Origin of the sequence: Streptomyces sp. MA5143a (genome assembly GCF_900290235.1) — a bacterium.
Classification (GTDB): Bacteria; Actinomycetota; Actinomycetes; order Streptomycetales; family Streptomycetaceae; genus Streptomyces.
Window position 1 is genome coordinate 49505 of record NZ_OLMK01000037.1, and the last position, 22939, is coordinate 72443.

A 22939-nucleotide genomic window follows, 5' to 3' on the forward strand; every position below is an offset into this window, starting at 1 on the left:
CCGACTAGATTCAATTCATGGCGGACACGAAGCGCGAGATCGAGCGGAAGTACGAGTCCGACGAGAGCGGCCTGCCCGATCTCACCGGTGTGGCCGGGGTCGTGTCGGTCATCGACAAGGGCGTGGCGGAGTTGGACGCCGTCTACTACGACACCCCCGACGAACGTCTCGCCGCCGCCTCGATCACCCTGCGCCGCCGTACCGGGGGAGACGACGCCGGCTGGCATCTGAAGTTCCCCGTCTCCTCGGGGGTGCGGGACGAGATCCAGGCCCCCCTGTCCGAGACCCTGCCCCGCGATCTGGCGGGGCTCGTGCGTTCCCGGGTCCGGGAGGCGGAGCTGGTGCCGCTGGTCCGTCTCCGGTCCAGCCGTGACGTCAGGGACCTGCTCGACGCGGACGGCGCCCTCCTCGCCGAGGTCAGCGTGGACGCGGTGCACGCCGAGCGGCTCACCGGCGGCGGCCGTACCGCGCAGTGGTCCGAGATCGAGGTGGAGCTCGCCGACGACGGCGACCCGGCGTTCCTCGACAAGGTCGAGAAGAAGCTGCGCAAGGCGGGCGTACGACCGTCCGCGTCACCGTCGAAGCTGGCGAGGGCCCTGCGGGAGACGGAGGCCCCCAAGAAGGGCAAGGCCGCGAAGGGCAAGGCCGAGAAGGACGCGGTCGCGAAGGGCGGGCAAGGGAAGAAGGGCAAGAAGGGCAGGAAGGGCGGAGGCGGTGCGGGCAAGCCCGGTGGTGCCGCCGAGCACGTCCTCGCGTACATCCGGGTCCAGCGGGACGCGATCGTCGAGCTCGACCCGGCCGTCCGCCGGGACCTCTTCGACTCCGTGCACAGCATGCGGGTGGCCACCCGCCGACTGCGGAGCACCTTCAAGTCGTACGGGAAGGTGCTGGACCGGACCGTCACCGACCCCATCGGTGACGAACTGAAGTGGCTGGCGGGAGAGCTGGGCCTCGGCCGGGACCACGAGGTGCTGGCCGAGCGGGTGACCGAGGCGCTCGCCCAGATGCCCGAGAGCCTGGTCGTCGGCTCGGTCCGCACCCGGGTGCGGACATGGGTGGAGGCGGGGAGCAGCGGGTCCCGGCGCGCCCTGATCGCCGCGCTGGACGGCGAGCGGTATCTGGCGCTCCTGCGGACCCTGGACGCCGTGATCGCCGAGCCGCCGCTGTTGAAGGGGGCCGGGGGCGACCCGGAGAAGGTGATCGGCAAGGCGGTCTCGCGGGCCTTCGGCAAGGTCTCGGACCTGGTGGAGGAGGCCCTGGCCCAGCCGTCCGGCGCCGAACGCGACCTCGCCATGCACGAGGCCCGAAAGAAGGGCAAGCGCGCCCGGTACGCGGCCGAGGCGGCGACCGGGCTGCTCGGCGCCCCCGCCAAGCGGCTCGTGAAAGACATGAAGTCCCTGCAGTCCCTCCTCGGCGACCACCAGGACAGCGTGATGGCCCGCGAGGCCCTGCGGGACCTGGCGTTCCAGGCCGGCCAGGCGGGCGAGAGCTCCTTCACGTACGGGGTGCTGTACGGCAGGGAGGAGCGCAGGGCGGAGCTGGCGGAGGCGGCGTTGCCGGAGGCGTGGCGCACGATCAGGGCCGACAGCGCCTTCTGAGGGGGCCGGTGCGGTGAACGCCGGCGTGCGAGGGGTGGCTCCCGGGGCGTTACGCTAGATGGTCACCCCTGTCAGCTCACGAAGGTAATCCCCGCGATGTCTGTCGAGTCGGTCTTCCCACAGCTAGAGGCCCTGCTCCCGCATGTGCAGAAGCCGATCCAGTACGTGGGCGGTGAGCTCAATTCCACCGTCAAGGAGTGGGACGCCTGCGACGTGCGCTGGGCGCTCATGTACCCGGACGCGTACGAGGTCGGTCTGCCCAACCAGGGCGTCATGATCCTCTACGAGGTCCTCAACGAGCGCGAGGGCGTCCTGGCCGAGCGCACCTACAGCGTGTGGCCGGACCTCGAGCAGTTGATGCGTGACCACGGGGTGCCGCAGTTCACGGTGGACAGCCACCGCCCGGTGAAGGCGTTCGACGTGTTCGGCCTGTCCTTCTCCACGGAGCTGGGCTACACGAACATGCTGACCGCCCTCGACCTCGCCGGCATCCCGCTGGAGTCCAAGGACCGCACGCTGGACGACCCGATCGTCCTGGCCGGCGGCCACGCGGCCTTCAACCCGGAGCCCATCGCGGACTTCATCGACGCGGCGATCATCGGCGACGGCGAGCAGGCCGTCCTCGACATGACCGAGATCATCCGCGCCTGGAAGGCCGAGGGTCGCCCCGGTGGCCGCGAGGAGGTCCTGTTCCGCCTCGCGAGGACGGGCTCGGTGTACATCCCGGCGTTCTACGACGTCGAGTACCTCGCCGACGGCCGTATCGCCCGTGTGGTGCCGAACCGGTCGGGTGTGCCGTGGCGTGTGTCCAAGCACACGGTCATGGACCTCGACGAGTGGCCGTACCCCAAGCAGCCGCTCGTGCCGCTGGCCGAGACGGTCCATGAGCGCATGTCGGTGGAGATCTTCCGTGGCTGCACCCGCGGCTGCCGCTTCTGCCAGGCCGGCATGATCACCCGCCCGGTGCGTGAGCGGTCCATCACGGGCATCGGCGAGATGGTCGAGAAGGGCCTCAAGGCGACGGGCTTCGAAGAGGTCGGTCTGCTGTCCCTGTCCTCGGCGGACCACAGCGAGATCGGCGACATCGCCAAGGGCCTGGCGGACCGGTACGAGGAGGACAAGATCGGTCTGTCGCTCCCCTCGACCCGTGTCGACGCCTTCAACGTCGACCTGGCGAACGAGCTGACGCGCAACGGCCGCCGGTCCGGTCTGACGTTCGCCCCCGAGGGCGGCTCCGAGCGCATGCGCAAGGTCATCAACAAGATGGTCTCGGAAGAGGACCTGATCAGGACCGTCGCCACGGCCTACGGCAACGGCTGGCGCCAGGTGAAGCTGTACTTCATGTGCGGCCTGCCGACGGAGACCGACGACGACGTCCTCCAGATCGCCGACATGGCGATGAACGTGATCGCGAAGGGCCGTGAGGTCTCGCGGTCGAACGACATCCGCTGCACGGTCTCGATCGGCGGCTTCGTGCCGAAGCCCCACACCCCCTTCCAGTGGGCGCCGCAGCTCTCCGCCGAGGAGACGGACGCGCGTCTGGAGAAGCTCCGCGACAAGATCCGCGGCGACAAGAAGTACGGCCGCTCCATCGGCTTCCGCTACCACGACGGCAAGCCGGGCATCGTCGAGGGCCTGCTCTCGCGCGGCGACCGCCGTATCGGCGCCGTCATCCGCGCGGTCTACGAGGACGGCGGCCGCTTCGACGGCTGGCGTGAGCACTTCTCCTACGACCGCTGGATGAGCTGCGCCGACAAGGCCCTCGCCGACTTCGGCGTGGACGTCGACTGGTACACCACCCGCGAGCGCACCTACGAGGAGGTCCTGCCCTGGGACCACCTCGACTCCGGCCTCGACAAGGACTGGCTGTGGGAGGACTGGCAGGACGCCCTCGACGAGACCGAGGTCGAGGACTGCCGATGGACACCGTGCTTCGACTGCGGTGTGTGTCCGCAGATGGACACCCACATCCAGATCGGCCCCACCGGCAAGAAGCTGCTGCCCCTGGCGGTCAAGAACGCTGCGCCGGCGCCGAGCGGTCACTCTCACTGAGGTGCGCGAGACACTCGATCGGGTGATGGCGGCCTTGGCGGGGGACGGCTCGCAGATCCGTCAGGAGTGCGCGGACGGGAAGTTGGCCGTTCGGGCCGGCCGGGCCGTGCGAGCCGGTGCGAGGGCGCTGGTCGGCCGGGTGTGACGAAAGGCGTCGCCGCGCGACGTGGGTCCGTCCCGGCCGGCTGGGCCGACCCGGTGCACGTCGTGCGCGAGACCCCCGCCCTGACCGGTCGGGGGTCTCGCGCGTGATGCGGGGGCGGAGGGCTCGTCAGGTGACGACGATTCCGCCGTTGACGACGTTGGGAGCCGGGCGTCTGTTCATCTCCACCCAGTCGTTGCCCGTCGGGGTGCCGCATTGCAGGATTGCGGGGTCCGGGCCGTTGGGGTCGAACGTGCAGGTGATCTCGTAGACCCGCCCGGTCGTGGTGATGAGGTCGAACTGGATGCCGCCGGATGTCGGATGTTCACCGACGGCGGCGGCGCACGGGACGCCTGGCGCTCCCCCTGTGGGATAGCCCTCGTGGGTGCTGAGGTCGGTCCACAGCATGGGGTTGGCCTCGCTGCCGGTGAGGTCGCGGATGCCCGCGTAGTAGTGCCCGTCGGCGCTCAGTGCGGCCCGGTACTCGACGTTGCCCTGGGGGTGGTAGGCGTCGATGTCGATGCAGGGGCCGGTGGCACCCGGCGAGCCCGTGGCGCCGGTCGGCCCGGCGGGGCCCGTGGCGCCGGTCGGCCCGGCGGGGCCCGTGGCACCCGTCGCGCCGGTGGCTCCCTTCGGCCCGGTCGGCCCGGTGGGGCCCTTGCAGAGGTCCTTGTCGCCCGTCGGCGACAGGCGGTGGTGCGGCTTCGGCTTGTGCTGGCTCGGCTTGCACTCGTCGCCCTTGTCGGGGGCGGCGGTCACCCGCGGACGCTCGGCCACGGCGCGGGCTGCCGCGGTCGCGGGGCTCACGACGCCCGCCGCCATGACCAGGGCGAGCGAGGCCATGATCCCGGCCTTCTTGAAACGGTCGCGGGCCAACGGCCCGAGCGACCTGTCGTCATGACGCATCTGCGTGCTCCTCCTAGGCATCGGTCCGGGAGTCGTCCCGAACTCGGTGCTGAGCCTCATGGGAGTGCGGCGGATCCGCGGGCGCAGCGAGGCCGAACGCTTCCGTTTATCAACAAATGTGATTAATTCGTGCGTCTGATGGGTTGTCTCGCGTGGGTGCCCGACGGCCCGGCCGCCGTCTGCCACGTTGACGCCGTGACGAGGACGACCAAGCCCACGAAGGCGATGAAGTCACCGGGGACGGGACCGGAGCGCCGACAGACCCTCTGCCTCTGCATGATCGTCAAGAACGAGGCGCAGGTGATCGAGCGGTGCCTGGGCTCCGTGCGCCACCTCATCGACACCTGGGTCATCTCCGACACCGGCTCGACGGACGGCACCCAGGACCTGATCCGCGCCGCGCTCGCCGGTGTCCCCGGCGAACTCGTCGAGGACACCTGGGTCGACTTCGGCCACAACCGCACCCGCAACATCCAGCAGGCCCGGGGCAGAGCCGACTACCTGCTCACCCTCGACGCCGACCACGTGATGCGCCAGGACGCCCCCCTGCCCCGGCTGACGGCGGGGTCGTACATGCTGCGCTACGACACCGCCACCCAGCACCGCTTCAAGCATCTGATGCGCGGGGACTGGCTCTGGCGCTACGAGGGCGTCACCCATGAGTACCCGTGCACCGACGAGGACGACGTCCAGGAGAACCTCGACGCGCTCGTCATCGAGGACCACGCCGACGGCGGCTGCCGGGCCGACAAGTTCGAGCGCGACGCCCGGCTGCTCCGCAGCGAACTCGCCCGCGACCCCGCCAACCCGCGCACCGTCTTCTACCTGGCCAACACCGAACGCGACCTGGGACACGCCCAGGAAGCCATCGACCTGTACGAGCGGCGCGCCGCGCTGGGCGGCTGGCCCGAGGAGGTCTACTGCTCCCTCCTGGAGGCCGGCATCCTGCGCGCCGAGCAGACGGACGACTGGCCGGGGGCGATGGACGCCTTCTCCCGCGCCTGGGAGGCCCGTCCCGCACGGCTCGAAGCGTGCTACGAACTGGCCTCGCGCCTGCGGGCCCGGGGCCGCCACCACACCGCCCACGCCCTCCTGGCCGACGTGGTCGGCAGACCCGCGCCGGACGACCTGCTGTTCACCAGGCCGTGGGTGTACCGGTGGGGGCTGCTCTTCGAGTTCTCGATCACCGCCCACTGGGTCGGGGAGTACGCCGCCGCCCTGCGCGCGTGCGACCGACTGCTGGCGATGCGCGACCTGCCCGAACCCATCCGTCAACAGGTCGAGTTGAACCGGCGGTTCTCCGCTCGACACGCCGTCGCGGCGCCCCGGCCGGCCGCCTCGACACGCCGCCCGAAGTCCAAGGCCGGCAAGGCCGCGAGGTCCTCGGCGCGCAGACGCTGAGCGCCCCCACCGGCGTGGGCGGCCGACCGTCCAGGCCGGTGGGGAAGTCGAGGGGGCGGGGCCGCATCCGGACAGGTCGCCGATGCGTCTACGTCGTCATGGACCTGGAGAAACGGCCCGCACCGCAACCCGCCGAGCCGGCGCGCCGGACACCCCCGCGGCAGGCGCCCGCACCGCAGGCGCCCGAGGGATGCCTCACCGCGGCGATCCGGATTCCCGTCCGGATCGTGGTGCTCGTGCTGGTCCTTCCGGTGCGGATGGCGTGGGACGCGCTCGTCGTCGCGGGCCGGTTCCTCAACGACACCGTGCTCCGGCCGACGGGGCGGGCCCTGCTGTGGCTCGCCAAGGCCGTGCTGGTGTGGCCGTGGGTGGCGCTGTGGCGCCATGTCGTCGTACCGGCCGCCAAGGGGCTCGGCCGGCTCGGTTACTGGCTGCTCGTCCTTCCCCTGGTCTGGCTCTATCGGTACGTCCTGTCTCCGAGCGGCCGCGCTGTCGCGTGGGCGGCGTTCGGTGTCTGGACCGGGGTGGTGTGGGCCGCCAACGGCACGTGGGCCGGGGTGGTGTGGGTCGCCACCGGCCTCTGGGCCGGGCTCGTGTGGCTGTACGGGTGGACGCTGGCGCCGCTGGGGCGGGGCCTCGCCTGGCTGGCCGGAGGGCTCTGGCGCGGGATCGCCGCCCTCGGGCTCGGGGTGTCCGCGGTCGTGGCCTGGCTGGTGCGGTACCTCGTCGTCGTACCGGCCGGGTGGCTGTATCGGTGGGTGCTGACGCCCATGGGCCACGCCCTCGCCCGGACGGCCGGGGGAGCCCTGTGGCTCATACGGATGATCTTCACCGGGCTCGGGCTCGGCCTCTACTGGACGCTGCGCGTCCTGCTCGTGCTGCCCGCGCTCGCGCTGTGGCGGTGGGTGCTCGCCCCGGTCGGGCGCGCCCTCGCCGTCGTCGGACGCGAGGTCCTGGGCGCGCTCGGCCATGCCTGGCGGATCGCCGGACGCCTCTCCCTCGCTGTCGGACGGGCCCTGGCCACGCTGTTCCGCCGGCTCGTCGTCGAGCCGGCGCGCTGGGTGTACCGGACCGTCCTTACCCCCGTCGGCCATGTCGTACGGGACATGATCTGGAAGCCCGCCGCCGCGGTCGCCCGCGCCGTCGGCCGCACCGCCCGCCAGACCCTGGACACCGCCCGCGCCTCCCTCCGGCAGGCCCGCGCCACGGTGCGCCAGGCACTCCTCGGGCGTCCGGCGGAACCGATGCCGGTCGCCCGGCGGGAACCGCGAGCCGCCGAGGCACGTACTCTTGGTAGCAGTACGACCGCTCTCACGAAGGAATGAACGACACTGGGCAAGCGACAGCCCGAAGGCCCGCCGCCCGCACCCGCGGTGCAGCGCATCCGACTGCGCTACACCAAGCGCGGCCGCCTCCGGTTCACCAGCCACCGTGACTTCCAGCGCGCCTTCGAGCGTGCGCTGCGCCGCGCCGAGGTGCCCATGGCGTACTCGGCGGGGTTCACGCCGCATCCGAAGGTGTCGTACGCCAATGCCGCACCCACCGGCACGGGCAGCGAGGCGGAGTACCTCGAGATCGCGCTCACCGACGCGCGCGACCCGGAGAAGCTCCGGATCCTCCTCGACGAGTCGCTGCCCACCGGGCTCGACATCGTCGACGCGGTCGAGGCCCGCACCTCCGGCCTCGCCGACCGGCTCACGGCCTCCGTCTGGGAGCTGCGGCTGGACGGCGTGGACCCGGCGGACGCCGCCCGCGCGGTAGCGGCCTTCAACGCGGCCGACGCCGTCGAGGTCCAGCGCATGACCAAGAACGGCGTACGGACGTTCGACGCCCGTGCCGCCGTGGTCGAACTCGACCGGGTCGACGGCGCCGAGGCGCCGAGTCCCGAGGCTGATAGGCCGACCGACCAGGCCTGTGCGATACTGCGGCTGGTTGTTCGGCACGTGACGCCTGCCGTACGACCCGACGACGTCCTGTCCGGTCTCCGCGCCGTGGCCGACCTGGCGCCGCCGGTCCCCGCAGCGGTGACCAGGCTGGCGCAGGGGCTGTTCGATGAAGAGACCGGCACGGTGACCGACCCGCTCGCGCCCGACCGCGAGGCAGCGGCGGCCCTCACAACGGCCGCCCCCACTGCCGCCGCGAAGGCGTCGGAGCCGGTCGGCCCCGCGTAGGGACGGACGTCGTAGCGCCGCCCTCGGATCCGGGAGCCACCTGGGTCGGGCAGCGCACCGACCACAAGACTTTCGCCAGGCCGTACGCAACACGGCGTACGGAACCGGCGAGACAGGACACAGAGAGCTCCCGAGCGGCGCCCGCGCCCCGGACGGCGGCAGACGCGTACCACGCGAGCCGCGGACGTCACCGGCCACGCCGGACCCGGGTGCGGCGCCCGGGAGCCTGACGGGAGAAACGCCCGCATGCCCGAACAGATCGAGAACGCGGAGCCCGCGCAGGGCTCCGACCGCAACACGCCCAGCGACACTCTGCCGCCGCGCCGTCGCCGCCGTGCCGCGTCCCGCCCGGCGGGACCGCCGTCCGCGGCGGACGAGGTGTCCGCCGAGACCGTCGAGCCGACCGTGTCGGTGGCGGAGGCCGCGGACCTCGCGAGCAGCGGGCCCGGTGAGGCCGCTGTGACGGACGAGGTGGAGGAGACCGCGGAGGCCAAGGTGGCTTCCGAAGCCGAGGTCACCGCCGACGGTGAGGCCGACAAGGCCGCAGAGGTCGCCGAGGCCGCGCCCGCCGGGCGCACGCGCCGTCGTGCCACACGCCGTGCCTCCGCCCCCGCAGGCGCCCCCACGGGTGCCCAGGCCGCCGAGATCGCCGAGACCGTCGTGCCGGCCACGGTCGAGGAGAGCGCCGCCGCCGTCACCGAGGCGCCCGCTGCCGCCGAGGTGTCCGCCCCCGCCGAGGAGGCCGCGCCCGCCGCCCGTCCGCGTCGCCGCGCCACCCGCCGTGCGTCGGCCCCCGTCGGCGCGCCCCAGGCCGCCGAGACCGTGGTCGCCGCCGAAAGCACCGAGGTGGCCGTGCCCGAGACCGCCGCCGATGCCTCCGCAGGGGCAGCCGACAGCAAGACCGCCGAGCCCGCAGAGGTCGCCGAGGCCGCGCCCGCCGGGCGTACGCGCCGACGCGCCACGCGTCGCGCCTCCGCGCCCGCCGGGGAGCCGAAGGCGGCCGAGGCCGTGACGGTGCCCGCCGAGACCCCGCAGGCCCCGGAGACCGTGGCCCCCGTGGAGGCCGCGCCTGCCGCCGTCGCGGACGAGGCCGCCGCCGAGCCCGCTCAGGACGCCGCGGCGGCCGAGGAGGCCGCGCCGCGCCGGACGCGCCGTCGTGCCACGCGCCGGGTGACCGCCCCCACGGGCGCCCCCGAGAGCGAGACCTCCACCGGCACCCCGTCGGCCGGGACCACCGCCACCGCCGAGACCACCGCCACCGCTCAGGCCGCCGCCGAGCCCGCGCCCGCCCAGGCGCCCTCCGCCCCGGCCGCGAAGGCGTCCGCCGAGGGTGAGGACGGCGGGGCGCGGCGCGCCCGGCGCCGGGTCGCCCGGAAGGCGGCCGTCGGGTTCTCCGAGCCGGCGGCGTCCGCGGCCGAGGACGCGCCCGCGCGGCCCGCCCGGCCCGCCGTGGCCGTGTTCCAGGCCCCGGTGTTCACCGAGCCGATGTTCCAGACGCCGGAGCGGGCCGCCGCACAGGCCGCCGCCGAGGCCGAGGCGGAGGTCGCCGAGAGCGACGAGACCGTCGAGCCCGGTGGGTACGCCCAGGAGGAGACCACCGGCGGCTCGCGTCGTCGGCGCCGCCGCCGCGGCGAGTCGGCCGAGGCGGAGCCCGTGACGGCGGACGAGACCCCCGAGCCCATCGAGGTCGACGAGGCCGAGGAGTCGGACGAGTCCGAGGAGCCCGAGGGGGCGTCCGAGGACGGTGCCGACGACGAGTTCGGCGAGGAGGAGGCCACCGGGTCGCGGCGTCGCCGGCGCCGTGGCGGCCGTCGCCGTCGCCGGGGCGAGTCGGCCGAGGGCGAGGGCGACGAGCTCGCCGCCGAGCAGGCCGCGCAGGACGCCGAGGACACCGCCGAGCAGGTCGACGAGGACGCCGAGGACGAGGGCGACTCCGACGAGCGCGACGAGACCTCCGGCTCCAGCAGCAGCCGACGCCGTCGTCGCCGCCGCCGGCGCGCCGGGGACTCCTCCGGCGAGGCCGACGCCGCGACGGACGACCCCGAGCGCACCGTAGTCAAGGTCCGCGAGCCGCGTGAGCGGCGCGCCAAGGAGACCGAGCCGTCGGACGAGGTGCAGTCCATCAAGGGCTCGACCCGTCTGGAGGCGAAGAAGCAGCGCCGCCGGGAAGGCCGTGAGCAGGGGCGCCGGCGCGTCCCGATCATCACCGAGGCCGAGTTCCTCGCCCGCCGCGAGGCCGTCGAGCGCGTCATGGTCGTCCGCCAGAGCGGCGAGCGCACCCAGATCGGCGTCCTCGAGGACAACGTGCTCGTCGAGCACTACGTCAACAAGGAGCAGGCCACCTCGTACGTCGGCAACGTGTACCTCGGCAAGGTCCAGAACGTGCTGCCGTCGATGGAGGCCGCCTTCATCGACATCGGCAAGGGCCGCAACGCCGTCCTGTACGCCGGTGAGGTCAACTTCGAGGCACTCGGCATGGCCAACGGGCCGCGCCGTATCGAGTCCGCCCTGAAGTCCGGACAGTCCGTGCTCGTCCAGGTCACCAAGGACCCGATCGGACACAAGGGCGCCCGCCTGACCAGCCAGGTCTCGCTGCCCGGCCGCTACCTGGTGTACGTCCCCGAGGGGTCGATGACCGGTATCAGCCGCAAGCTGCCCGACACCGAGCGGGCCCGGCTGAAGACCATCCTCAAGAAGATCGTCCCCGAGGACGCGGGCGTCATCGTGCGCACCGCCGCCGAGGGCGCGAGCGAGGACGAGCTGCGCCGTGACGTCGAGCGGTTGCAGGCGCAGTGGGAGGACATCCAGAAGAAGGCGAAGAGCGGCAACGCCCCGACGCTGCTGTACGGCGAGCCGGACATGACCGTCCGCGTCGTGCGCGACATCTTCAACGAGGACTTCTCCAAGGTCATCGTCAGCGGTGAGGACGCCTGGGAGACCATCCACGGATATGTCTCCCACGTCGCGCCCGACCTCGCGGACCGGCTGCAGAAGTGGACCTCCGAGGTCGACGTCTTCGCGACGTACCGCATCGACGAGCAGCTGATGAAGGCGCTGGACCGCAAGGTGTGGCTGCCCAGCGGTGGTTCGCTGGTGATCGACAAGACCGAGGCCATGGTCGTGATCGACGTCAACACCGGCAAGTTCACCGGCCAGGGCGGCAACCTGGAGGAGACGGTCACCAGGAACAACCTGGAGGCGGCCGAGGAGATCGTGCGCCAGCTGCGGCTGCGTGACCTCGGCGGCATCGTCGTCATCGACTTCATCGACATGGTGCTGGAGTCCAACCGGGACCTCGTGCTGCGGCGCCTGCTGGAGTGCCTGGGCCGCGACCGGACGAAGCACCAGGTCGCCGAGGTCACCTCGCTGGGCCTGGTCCAGATGACCCGCAAGCGGGTCGGGCAGGGTCTGCTGGAGTCCTTCTCCGAGACCTGCGTCCACTGCAACGGGCGCGGCGTGATCGTGCACATGGACCAGCCGACGGCCGCCGGTGGCGGTGGCAAGCGCCGCAAGCGCGGGCGTGGCGGCGCGGAGCACGACCACGAGCACGTGGCCGCGCCCGAGGCCGTCGAGCCGGAGGCCGCCGAGACGGCGGAGCCGGCCGAGGTCGCGGAGGTGGCCGCCGAGGTCGCCGAGCCCGTGGCGCTGCCCTCGCCCGAGTTCGAGCCGGACGAGGAGCTGTACAGCAGCGTCGCCGAGGCGGAGGCCGCGGTCACGCGCGGTCGTTCGCGGCGCCGGGTGACCCGTCGGGCCTCCGCGCCCTCGGGTGCGCCGAAGCGCCGGGAGACCGTGGCGGACGCCCCGTCCGAGGACGCCGAGGAGCGGGCTCCCAAGTCGCGTGAGGCCGCCGAGGCCGAGCCGGTCGCGGTGGAGGACCCGGTCGTCGAGACGCCGGCCGCGGTGAGCGCCGAGGAGACCGCGCCCAAGGGCCGTACGCGTCGGCGGGCGACCCGGAAGGTGTCCGCGCCCGCGGGTGCCCCCGCCGGGACGGCCGCGGACGACGCCGTGGTGACGGTGGCCGAGTCCGTCGCGGAGCCGGTCGTCGAGGCCGTGGCCGAGCCGGTCGTGGAAGCGGCGGCGGAGCAGCCCGAGGCGGTCCCCGTCGAGAGCGCGGCTCCGGCCCGCCCGAGGCGGCGTGCCGTGCGCAAGGCGACGGCGCCCACCGCGTCGGAGGAGACCGCGGTCGTGGTCGTGCCGTCCGCCGCGGCGGAGGAGACGGCGCAGGCCCCGGCCGAGGACGCCGCCGCGGTCGCGGAGGAGTCCGAGGTGCCCGCCAAGAAGGCGGCGGCGCGGAAGACGGCCAAGAAGGCGACGGCGAAGAAGGCCGCCACGAAGAAGACGGCGGCCAAGAAGACGGTCGCCAAGAAGGCCACGGCCAAGAAGGCGGCGACGAAGAAGTCGGCCACGAAGAAGACCACGGTCGCCGCCGAGCAGGCGTCGAACACGGTCACCGCTTCGACCGACGAGAGCTGAGCCCCACGGGACGGGCCACGGCCCGCCCCCCACGAAGGCCCCCGTCCGGCGGATCAACTGCCGGGCGGGGGCCTTCGCGTTGCCCGGACAAGGGCGAGAAAGCTCACACAACGCGGCGACGTTTGGGGCGGTTTGGGCGGCACTTTTGGCGCGTAAGCACCCCCTGCCTCTTGGATCACCCGCAGACGCCTGCAAAACTCACGTAGTCGTACGAGCAAGAGCGTGGAAGCACTACCTCGACGCACGGTCCGTCCGCGGGGGCGAGCACCCGGGGCCGTGAGCGGGGAACGGGGAGGGGATCGCATGGCGCGTGTGCGCCTGATGAGCACGAGGCGGCACCGCCCTGGGGGGCCGGCCGGGGCCGCGCGCAAGGCGCTGGCGCTGGCCACCGTCCTGTCGGCGGCCGGGGTGCAGACCGCGGTCTCCGCCGGGACCGCGCAGGCCGCCCCCACCTGGACCGAAGGGCCCGTCTTCAACGACCCGTTGGGCGAGGAGAGCGAGCAACTCGCGATACGTACGCGCCTGATCGACCTGACGGCGGCCGCGCTGCCCGGCTCCACCATCAAGGTCGCGGTCTACCACGTGTGGGAGGCGCCCGTCGTCGACGCGCTCGTCGCCGCCAAGGACCGGGGCGTCAACGTCCAGGTCCTGCTGGACGAGTCGAGTGTCAGCGACCGTCCCGCCAACACCGCGTACGGCAGCCTCGTCGCCGCGCTCGGCACCGACCGCACGAAGGGCTCGTACATAGCGACCTGCCCCGTCGACAAGTCCTGCCTCGGCGACCCGAAGTACGGGCAGTCGATCATGCACAACAAGTTCTGGCTGTTCTCGGCGGTCGAGGGCGCCACCAACGTCGTCGTGCAGACGACCTCGAACTCGACGCCCTCCGCGCACACCAAGTTCTTCAACGACGCGCTGCTGCTGCCGAACAACCCGACGATGTACGACGCCTACGCGGACTACTTCGACACGATGGTGGGCCGGGACTGGGCGGGCTGGGAGTACCGGACCGTCAGCAACGGCCTGTACAAGGCGTACTTCTTCCCCCGGGCGGGGAGCACACGGGCCACCGACAGCGTGTACTCGGTGCTCAACAACGTGCAGTGCTCCTACAAGGACACCGCAGGGGTCACGCGGAAGACCTGGGTACGGGTGGCGATCTTCAAGATCACGCGGATGGCGATCGCCGAGAAGCTGGTCGCGCTGAAGAAGGCCGGCTGCGACGTGAGCATCGTCTACGCCGAGTCGGACAGCGCCAAGAGCTCGGGAGGCACACCGGGCACCTGGGAGAAGATGCACACCTCCGGCGGGCCGACCGTGCGCTGCTACAACGACGACCGGGACCCGCTGAACCCGGGGCAGAAGCTCACCACGCCGTACATCATCCACTCCAAGTACATCCTGGTGGACGGCGCGTACGACGGGGTGCGCAACAAGATCAGCTTCACCGGCTCCGGGAACTACACCGGTCCCGCGCTGCGCGAGAACGACGAGTCGATCGTGAAGGTCGACGACGACGCCGTGCACGACAGGTACAAGTCCCACTTCGACCAGGTGATCAAGGTCGCGTACCCCGGCAAGTCCGACACCACGGACCTCTGCAAGGGAGTGAAGCCGCTGCCGGCGGACGGCGAGAAGCCGACCCGGTGAGGCCCACGGGCGCCGTGCGGGGCTCGGTTTGACCCGTTCGAGCGTCGCCCCGTAACCTTGACCGTCGGCGTGTCCGTAAGCAGGCACGTCACATCCTCGTAAACCTCATCCTTCCGGGCGCCGGGCGCCTCGGGAGAGGCCGCACGCATGTCGGGTGGCTGGACTGCGGGGGTGCCGTTCCCGAGCGAGAGAGTGAGATCCGCGTGTACGCCATCGTGCGCAGCGGTGGTCGCCAGCACAAGGTTGCTGTCGGCGACATCGTTGAGGTTGACAAGATTTCCACCGCCAAGGTTGGCGACACGGTCGAGCTCTCGACCCTGCTCGTTGTCGACGGCGACGCTGTGACCAGCGACCCGTGGGTGCTGGCCGGCATCAAGGTCCAGGCCGAGGTCGTGGACCACCACAAGGGCCAGAAGATCGACATTCTGCGCTACAAGAACAAGACCGGCTACCGCCGTCGTCAGGGCCACCGCCAGCAGTACACGGCGATCAAGGTCACTGAGATCCCCACGGCTGCGAAGTAAGGGACTGAGGAGACATGGCACACAAGAAGGGCGCATCGTCCACCCGGAACGGTCGCGACTCGAATGCCCAGCGGCTCGGCGTGAAGCGCTTCGGCGGTCAGGTCGTGAGCGCGGGTGAGATCCTGGTCCGCCAGCGTGGCACCCACTTCCACCCCGGTGCGGGTGTCGGCCGTGGTGGCGACGACACGCTGTTCGCGCTGAACGCCGGTGCGGTGCAGTTCGGCACCAGCCGTGGCCGCAAGGTCGTGAACATCGTTCCGGTCGCCTGAGTCTTCCGACCAGGGCTTCCGTAGAGCGATTTCGTCGAGGCGGACCTCACTTCCCGTACGGGAAGCGGGTCCGCCTTTGACGTGTTACAGCTAAGACAATTCCGTACACCACGCATTGCGCGTAACTGGAGGCACCCACCATGACCACCTTCGTGGACCGCGTCGAGCTGCATGTCGCCGCGGGTAACGGAGGCCACGGCTGTGCCTCCGTCCACCGTGAGAAGTTCAAGCCGCTGGGCGGCCCCGACGGGGGCAACGGCGGCCGCGGCGGCGATGTGATCCTGACCGTGGACCAGTCCGTCACCACGCTGCTCGAGTACCACCACTCCCCGCACCGCAAGGCCACCAACGGCAAGCCGGGCGAGGGCGGCAACCGCTCCGGCAAGGACGGCCAGGACCTCGTCCTGGTGGTACCGGACGGCACGGTGGTCCTCGACAAGCAGGGGAACGTCCTCGCCGACCTCGTCGGCCACGGCACCTCCTTCGTCGCCGCGCAGGGTGGCCGGGGCGGCCTCGGCAACGCGGCCCTCGCCTCCGCCCGCCGCAAGGCGCCCGGTTTCGCGCTGCTCGGTGAGCCGGGAGACCTGCGGGACATCGTCCTGGAGCTGAAGACCGTCGCCGATGTGGCGCTGGTCGGTTACCCGAGCGCGGGCAAGTCCTCGCTGATCTCGGTGCTGAGCGCCGCCAAGCCGAAGATCGCGGACTATCCCTTCACGACCCTCGTCCCCAACCTGGGCGTGGTGACGGCCGGCTCGACGGTCTACACGATCGCCGACGTGCCGGGGCTGATCCCCGGCGCCAGCCAGGGCAAGGGCCTCGGCCTGGAGTTCCTCCGGCACGTGGAGCGCTGCAGCGTCCTCGTCCATGTCCTGGACACGGCGACGCTGGAGTCCGACCGCGACCCCGTCTCCGACCTCGACATCATCGAGGAGGAGCTGAAGGAGTACGGCGGGCTCGACAACCGGCCGCGCATCGTGGTCCTCAACAAGATCGACGTGCCCGACGGCAAGGACCTCGCCGAGATGGTGCGGCCGGACCTGGAGGCACGCGGCTACCGGGTCTTCGAGGTGTCCGCGGTGGCCCACATGGGGCTGAAGGAGCTGTCCTTCGCCCTCGCGGACCTCGTCGGCAAGGCGCGGGCCGCCAAGCCGAAGGAGGAGGCGACCCGGATCGTCATCCGCCCGAAGGCGGTCGACGACGCGGGCTTCACCGTCACGCGCGAGGAGGACGGTCTCTTCCGGGTGCGGGGCGAGAAGCCGGAGCGCTGGGTACGGCAGACCGACTTCAACAACGACGAGGCGGTGGGCTACCTCGCCGACCGTCTGAACCGCCTCGGCGTCGAGGACGAGCTGATGAAGGCGGGCGCCCGCTCCGGCGACGGCGTCGCCATCGGCCCCGAGGACAACGCGGTCGTCTTCGACTGGGAGCCGTCCGTCACGGCCGGCGCGGAGATGCTCGGCCGCCGAGGCGAGGACCACCGCTTCGAGGAGCCCCGCCCCGCCGTACAGCGCCGCCGCGACCGCCAGGCCGAACGCGACGAACTCGACCAGGCGTACGACGACTTCGAGCCCTTCTAAAGGGGCAGGTGGTGCCCCGGGGAGCGGGTCCTGTGCCCTCGGGGCACCCCCGGCACCGCCGACCAGCCGCAGCCACCCCGGCACGGGCAAGGCACCCTCGTGCGAGCAGGGCGAGCGAGGGCGCTGCGGCGGCGTGAGGGGCGTGCGCGGCTGAGCGAGGGCGCTGCGGCGGCGTGAGGGTCGTGCGCGGCTGCGGCGGCGGAACTGCTGTGGCGACGTGCGGGCGGGTGGCCGGAGGTCTGCCTACGGCACCCCTACGCAGCCGGGGCCAGCCCCCACCAGGGGCGCGGGGAACTGCGCGACAAACCACAACGCACCCGCAGCCGCCCCGCAACGCATCCCCCCGAGCCAGTGGGTGCACCCGCACCCCACTCGCACCCGAACCCGAACCCACCCCACCCTCGGCAACAGCAAAGGGCCCCGGCGGCACAACGCCACCGGGGCCCTTCGGCTGGACCTGTTCGGCTGAACCTAGCGGAGCGCCTCCGCGTCCTCGGCCGCCTCGCTCGCCTCTCCCTCGACCGTCACCTCGTCCCGGGACTCACGGGGAGAGGGGATCTCGTTGGCGAGGCGGGACTCCATACGGACCCGGCGGTCGTCGGCCTTGGCGCAGAGTGTCCGGACGGCCGCGCCGAACCGGACGATGGACGGCGGGTCCGACGGACCGAGCAGCTGCTCCTTCAGGTCGGCGCGGGCCTTGGTGAAGTGGTCCTTCTCCGGGTTGCGCACCGCGTCCAGCAGCCCCGGCACCTCACGTGCGTCCGGCGTGATCACGACACCCGCCGACACGGTCGGGAACGCCGTGCGGAACGCCGCCTCCGGCAGCCCGGAGGTGTTGCCCACGGCGTACGGCTTCTCGCTGGACAGCCAGTCCGACACCACCGACGAGACATCGCTGATGAGCAGGTCGGACGCGTTGAAGCAGGCGAAGATCGCCGGCCGGGCCTCGGTGATGACGAGGTGCTCCCACTCGGGGAACGACGCCCAGTACGCCTTCTCCCAGGCCAGCGTGGCCTCGGCGATGGCCGCCTCACGGTCACCGCTCGGCGTGCCCTGGAGCAGCATCCGCTCCATCTCGTCCGCGCTGGGCCGGAACGACGTCGACGTCAGCCTGTCCAGCTCGGCCGTGCGGCGCGCCAGCTCCTCGGCGGCGTCGGCACCCGGCCGGGCCCCCGAGCGCTTGGTGTTGGCCTCGCGGATCATCGCCTTGATGCGCTCGTTCGCGGCGCCCGCGCGCGGGTCGACCGAGCCGGTCATCGGGTGCGGCTTGTACAGCAGCCGTACCTTGTCGTCGGCGAGCAGCGCGCGGACGATGTTCTCACCGGCCAGGACCACCGAGGTGTTGCCGGGGTTGCCGTCCCAGCCCTCCCAGGTGGGGGCGTACAGGACGGTCGTGTACGTGCCGGTCGGCGGGCCCGCGTACGGGCGGATCGGGGCCAGCTGCGGGCGGCCCACCTCCACGATGTCCTTGTCCTCGACACCGACCTCGGCCAGCGCGTACCGCTCGCGCGCGGCGGGACCGGCGACCCACACCTCGTCGTACGCCTTCGCGTACGGGTTGCAGGAGGACAGCTTGTCGCTCTCGCCGTGGTTGATGAAGGCGTGCTTGATGGTGGGGATGCGCAGGACCTGGGAGGTCTTCGCGGCGTTCGCCGGGTGCAGCATCATCTTCAGGGTCGAGTTCTCCAGGGAGAACATCGTCGCGACCTTCGGGAAGCAGATGATCGGGACGTCGGTGGCGTCGATCTTCTGGACCATGAAGCGCTCACGCAGCACGATCAGCGGCTTGTCCAGCTGGGACAGCGTGGAGAGCCACATGTTCGCCTGGTACGCCGAGGTCGTGCCGCCGGAGAAGTACATGGCGACGGTCGGCTGGTAGCGCTCCAGCCACGCGTCCAGCCACTCCATGACCTGCTGCTCGCTCTTCGCCCGCTTCTTGGGCAGCAGCCAGGTCGCCAGGTGGGCGGTGCCCCCGACGAGGAGGGTGAGGCCGAAGCCGAGGCCGAGACCGCCCCAGGTGGCGTCCTTCGTGGCCGCCGTGGTCAGCAGACCGGCGGTGATCGGCAGCGAGAAGGTCAGCAGCCGGTGGGCCTGGCGGCGGGCCAGGATCCGCGGCGGGGCGGCGGTCAGGCGCAGCGCGGAGGCGTCGATGTTGCGCGTGACGATCGGCAGCGTCCGGGTGCGGCGGACCAGCACGGAGACGCCCTGGCAGGCGAAGTGCACCGCGTAGAAGAGGCACAGACCGACCAGCAGCGGTGCCTGCTCGCGCAGCGGGTCGATGCCGTCGATGCGCAGCAGGCCCACCAGGATCAGCATGTCGCGCAGCAGCTGGCGCACCAGCGCGTCGAAGCGGACCTTGCCCAGCAGCGCGAGGAGTCCGGGGTCCCGGTACTGCAGATACGTGTCCAGGACGAGGCCCGCCGCGCCGGCGGCGACGAACAGGGGAATGTTCGGCAGCAGCGCGGAGACGATCTGGACCGTGAAGAGCGCGAACATCGCGAACAGCGCTGACAGCTGCACGATGCGGCGGGGTACGAGGCCTGCGGAGGGCACGGGCGGGGCTCCTGCGGAGGGTGCGACGGACGGAAGGGGGAATGAGAGTAGTGGGAGTGGCCCGCCACGGTGCGCGCACCCCCCGGGCGCCTTCCGACCCAGGAATGCCGCACGAGATGAGGAAGACCGATCCTGACCGTATGACCTAGGGCGGTCGAGGAGCAATCTCCCGTGAGATCAGTCACCAGTAATCGGTCATATCGCCCTGAACCGCGAGGTGTTTCTCACGTTCCGCCCCGCGGAGGCTGGCCGCCGGACCGGGTGGACGCGTGCCGTCCGCCCCTCGAAATGAGGACGCGTCCGGCCGGGCGGCTCCCGTAGATTGCGCACTGCACACACCGGGCTGGTTCGGAACATTGGGGATACAGGTGTCAGCGGCAAGGCAGGGAGTGGCGCAAGCCCACCGGATCGTCGTCAAGGTGGGCTCCTCGTCACTGACGACGGCCTCCGGGGGTCTCGACGCGGACCGGGTGGACGCCCTCGTGGACGTCCTCGCCAAGGGGCGCAGCGGGGGAGAGCGGGAGATCGTCCTCGTCTCGTCCGGTGCCATCGCCGCAGGGCTCGCGCCGCTGGGTCTGCGCCGCCGCCCCAAGGACCTCGCCCGGCAGCAGGCCGCCGCCAGCGTCGGCCAGGGGCTCCTGGTGGCCCGCTACACGGCTTCCTGCGCCCGCTACGGCATCCGCGTCGGCCAGGTGCTTCTCACCTCCGACGACATGAGCCGCCGCTCCCACCACCGCAACGCCTCCCGCACCCTGGACAAGCTCCTCGCGATGGGCGCGCTGCCCGTGGTCAACGAGAACGACACGGTTGCCACGGACGAGATCCGCTTCGGTGACAACGACCGTCTCGCCGCCCTCGTCGCCCACCTCGTCCGCGCCGACCTGCTGGTCCTGCTCTCGGACGTCGACGGCGTGTACGACGGCGACCCCAGCCGTCCGGGCACCTCGCGGATAGCGGAGGTACGGGGCCCCGAGGACCTCGCGCACGTGGAGATCGGCAGCGCGGGCAAGGCAGGCGTCGGCACCGGCGGCATGGTCACCAAGGTCGAGGCGGCCGCGATCGCCACAGGGGCGGGCATCCCCGTCGTCCTGACCAGCGCCGTCCACGCCGCGGACGCCCTCGCCGGCCGTGACACCGGCACCTACTTCCATCCCACAGGCAAACGCTCCGCCGACCGGCTGCTGTGGCTCCAGCACGCGTCCACCCCGCAGGGCGCGCTCACCCTGGACGACGGCGCCGTGCGCGCGGTCGTCGAGCGCCGCAAGTCCCTGCTGCCGGCCGGCATCGCGGCCGTCGACGGCGACTTCAGCGCCGGGGACCCGGTCGAACTGCGCGACGGAGCGGGCCGGGCCGTGGCCCGCGGGCTGGTCAACTTCGACGCCAAGGAGATCCCCCAGCTGATCGGCCGCTCGACCCGGGAACTGGCGCGCGAGCTGGGTCCCGCGTACGAACGAGAGGTCGTACACAGGGACGACCTGGTGCTCCTGCATCCCTGACCAGCCGCCCCGCGAGGGTGCCGCGGCACGGCCCGCGCCGGTGCGCGTTCCGTAAAACCGCCCCACGGAGCCCTTGAGCCTGCTCAACTTTGTCCCAGGGGCATTCCGCACCACCCCATGCGAAGCCCGCATCCTTGCGAAGGAGGCCGTCGTGAGACGAGTGCGCCCCGGGGCCACGGCGTCCCGTGGTGGTGGTACCTCCCGTGCGGCAGGCGAGGAGCGGACGCTCACCAGCGTCGGCTCCTCGGACGCGTACGAGGGCGGCGCCGAGGAGCCGCAGGACCTGCCCCGGCTGTGGCACGTCACGCTGAGCGTCTCCGGGCCCGAGGCCCCGCTGAAGGAGGTGCGGCGCGGCCTGGAACAGCTCGCCCACGACCACCCCTTCCTGCTGACCAGCCGCTACGCCAACGACCACGCCGAGATCCGCTACTGGGAGGAGGCCCGCGACCTCCATGACGCGGCCGCCGTCGCCCTGCGCCTGTGGGGCGAGCACCGCCGCACGGCCGGACTGCCGCCCTGGGAGATCGTCGGCCTGGAGGTCATCGACCGTCAGACCTACCACCTGCGCATCGCCGAGGGCTACGGCCCCCCACCGGCGGCCCGCGTGGGCGTCCACCCTTACTAGGACGCGCCGCGAGGGGTTGCGTCCGGGGGCGTCTCGGCTTGTGGGACAGCGACTGGGGCCCTCTCCCGCGGCGCACTACCCTTCCCTTATGACCACGCTCTCGCCGTACGACTCCATGTCCCCGGTCACCCGGGCCGCCTATCGCGCCAAGGCCGCCGCCGCCGACCTCGCGCCGCTCCCGCGCGCCGACAAGGACGACGCGCTGCTCGCCATCGCCGACGCGCTGGAAGTCCGTACGAGTGAGATCGTCGAGGCCAACGCCAAGGACATCGAGCGCGCCCGCGAGGCCGGCACCAGCGAGTCGGTCATCGACCGGCTGACACTCACCCCCGAGCGGATCCGCGCGATCGCCGCCGATGTGCGCGACGTCGCCGCGCTGCCCGACCCGGTCGGCGAGGTCGTCCGCGGCTCGACCCTGCCGAACGGCATCGACCTGCGCCAGGTCCGCGTCCCGCTCGGCGTCGTCGGCATCATCTACGAGGCCCGCCCGAACGTCACCGTCGACGCCGCCGCCCTCTGCCTGAAGTCGGGCAACGCGGTCCTGCTGCGCGGCTCGTCCTCCGCCTACGAGTCCAACACCGCCCTCGTCCGCGTCCTGCGCGACGCCGTCGGCGGCGCCGGGCTGCCCGCCGACGCCATCCAGCTCGTCCCCGGCGAGAGCCGCGACTCCGTGCGCGAGCTGATGCGCGCCCGCGGCCTGGTCGACGTGCTCATCCCGCGCGGCGGCGCCTCCCTGATCCGCACGGTCGTCGAGGAGTCCACCGTCCCGGTGATCGAGACCGGCACCGGCAACTGCCACGTCTACGTCGACGCCAACGCCGACCTCGACACGGCGATCGAGATCCTGATCAACTCCAAGGCCCAGCGGGTCAGCGTCTGCAACGCCGCCGAGACCCTCCTGGTCCACCAGGACATCGCGCCCGAGTTCCTGCCCCGCGCCCTCGACGCCCTCGCCGACGCCGGCGTCACCGTCCACGGCGACGAGCGCGTCCTCGCGTACGCCAAGGAGACCCGCGCCACGGTCGTCGAGGCCACCACGGAGGACTGGGAGACCGAGTACCTCTCGTACGACATCGCCGCCGCAGTCGTCGACTCGCTGGACCGGGCCGTGGAGCACATCCGGCTGTGGAGCTCCGGACACACCGAGGCGATCGTGACGACCTCCCAGCAGGCCGCCCGCCGCTTCACCCAGTTGGTGGACTCCACGACCGTCGCCGTCAACGCCTCCACCCGCTTCACCGACGGCGGCCAGTTCGGCTTCGGCGCGGAGATCGGCATCTCCACCCAGAAGCTGCACGCCCGCGGCCCGATGGGCCTGCCCGAGATGACCAGCACCAAGTACATCGTCACGGGCGACGGGCACGTACGCCGCTGACATCCGGTCGACACCCGGCGCGTACGGTGCCCGGCGGGGCGTACGCGCCTCGTGGGGCGCCGGCCCGTTCCCGGGGAACGACCGGCGACCCGCTGAGCAGAACGGATGAATTTCCTTACCGTCTGCC

15 protein-coding genes are annotated in these 22939 nt (G+C 72.0%); 13 read left to right on the forward strand and 2 right to left on the reverse strand.

What is annotated here, in order from left to right; all coding sequences use genetic code 11:
- Window positions 1-17: 17 nt before the first annotated feature.
- Window positions 18-1598, forward strand: coding sequence for a CYTH and CHAD domain-containing protein (locus SMA5143A_RS18725; protein ID WP_107464059.1), 1581 nt, complete (start codon window positions 18-20; stop codon window positions 1596-1598).
- Between the two features lie 96 nt (window positions 1599-1694).
- A complete protein-coding gene (locus tag SMA5143A_RS18730; RefSeq protein ID WP_099964517.1) occupies window positions 1695-3650 on the forward strand; it encodes a TIGR03960 family B12-binding radical SAM protein in 1956 nt (651 codons plus the stop codon).
- 271 nt (window positions 3651-3921) lie between these two features.
- Here the strand turns inward: SMA5143A_RS18730 and SMA5143A_RS18735 are convergent, their stop codons facing one another.
- Complete coding sequence (locus tag SMA5143A_RS18735; protein ID WP_107464060.1) at window positions 3922-4698, reverse strand: hypothetical protein; 777 nt, start codon at window positions 4696-4698, stop codon at window positions 3922-3924.
- Window positions 4699-4893: 195 nt separating this feature from the next.
- Between SMA5143A_RS18735 and SMA5143A_RS18740 the strand changes: the two genes are divergently transcribed.
- From SMA5143A_RS18740 to obgE, 8 genes are all read left to right on the forward strand, one after another.
- A complete protein-coding gene (locus SMA5143A_RS18740; protein ID WP_375136509.1) occupies window positions 4894-6099 on the forward strand; it encodes a glycosyltransferase in 1206 nt (401 codons plus the stop codon).
- A gap of 98 nt (window positions 6100-6197) precedes the next feature.
- Window positions 6198-7424 carry a hypothetical protein gene (locus SMA5143A_RS18745; protein ID WP_107464061.1) on the forward strand — a complete coding sequence of 409 codons (1227 nt, stop codon included), beginning with the start codon at window positions 6198-6200 and terminating at the stop codon, window positions 7422-7424.
- A gap of 48 nt (window positions 7425-7472) precedes the next feature.
- Window positions 7473-8270 carry a TIGR03936 family radical SAM-associated protein gene (locus SMA5143A_RS18750; RefSeq protein ID WP_107464062.1) on the forward strand — a complete coding sequence of 266 codons (798 nt, stop codon included), beginning with the start codon at window positions 7473-7475 and terminating at the stop codon, window positions 8268-8270.
- A 246-nt stretch (window positions 8271-8516) separates the two neighbouring features.
- Window positions 8517-12743: an Rne/Rng family ribonuclease gene (locus SMA5143A_RS18755; RefSeq protein WP_107464063.1), complete on the forward strand. Its 4227-nt coding sequence runs from the start codon at window positions 8517-8519 to the stop codon at window positions 12741-12743.
- Window positions 12744-13046: 303 nt separating this feature from the next.
- Window positions 13047-14393: a phospholipase D-like domain-containing protein gene (locus tag SMA5143A_RS18760; protein ID WP_107464064.1), complete on the forward strand. Its 1347-nt coding sequence runs from the start codon at window positions 13047-13049 to the stop codon at window positions 14391-14393.
- Between the two features lie 203 nt (window positions 14394-14596).
- Window positions 14597-14917 (forward strand): 50S ribosomal protein L21, encoded by a 321-nt coding sequence (gene rplU, locus SMA5143A_RS18765; protein ID WP_003990208.1) that lies wholly within the window; start codon window positions 14597-14599, stop codon window positions 14915-14917.
- Window positions 14918-14931: 14 nt separating this feature from the next.
- The gene (gene rpmA, locus SMA5143A_RS18770) at window positions 14932-15186 is read left to right on the forward strand and encodes a 50S ribosomal protein L27 (protein WP_055515300.1); all 255 of its coding nucleotides are present in this window, start codon (window positions 14932-14934) and stop codon (window positions 15184-15186) included.
- A gap of 140 nt (window positions 15187-15326) precedes the next feature.
- On the forward strand, window positions 15327-16763 hold the full coding sequence (obgE, locus tag SMA5143A_RS18775; protein ID WP_107464065.1) for a GTPase ObgE: 1437 nt from the start codon (window positions 15327-15329) through the stop codon (window positions 16761-16763).
- Window positions 16764-17234: 471 nt separating this feature from the next.
- Here the strand turns inward: obgE and SMA5143A_RS18780 are convergent, their stop codons facing one another.
- Window positions 17235-19316, reverse strand: coding sequence for a hypothetical protein (locus SMA5143A_RS18780; RefSeq protein ID WP_107464066.1), 2082 nt, complete (start codon window positions 19314-19316; stop codon window positions 17235-17237).
- 368 nt (window positions 19317-19684) lie between these two features.
- Here SMA5143A_RS18780 and proB point away from each other — a divergent pair, with 368 nt between their 5' ends.
- From proB to SMA5143A_RS18795, 3 genes are all read left to right on the forward strand, one after another.
- On the forward strand, window positions 19685-20812 hold the full coding sequence (gene proB / locus SMA5143A_RS18785; RefSeq protein WP_181361920.1) for a glutamate 5-kinase: 1128 nt from the start codon (window positions 19685-19687) through the stop codon (window positions 20810-20812).
- A gap of 160 nt (window positions 20813-20972) precedes the next feature.
- Window positions 20973-21437 (forward strand): hypothetical protein, encoded by a 465-nt coding sequence (locus tag SMA5143A_RS18790; protein ID WP_107464068.1) that lies wholly within the window; start codon window positions 20973-20975, stop codon window positions 21435-21437.
- 88 nt (window positions 21438-21525) lie between these two features.
- Window positions 21526-22812, forward strand: coding sequence for a glutamate-5-semialdehyde dehydrogenase (locus SMA5143A_RS18795; protein ID WP_055716059.1), 1287 nt, complete (start codon window positions 21526-21528; stop codon window positions 22810-22812).
- Window positions 22813-22939: the final 127 nt, after the last annotated feature.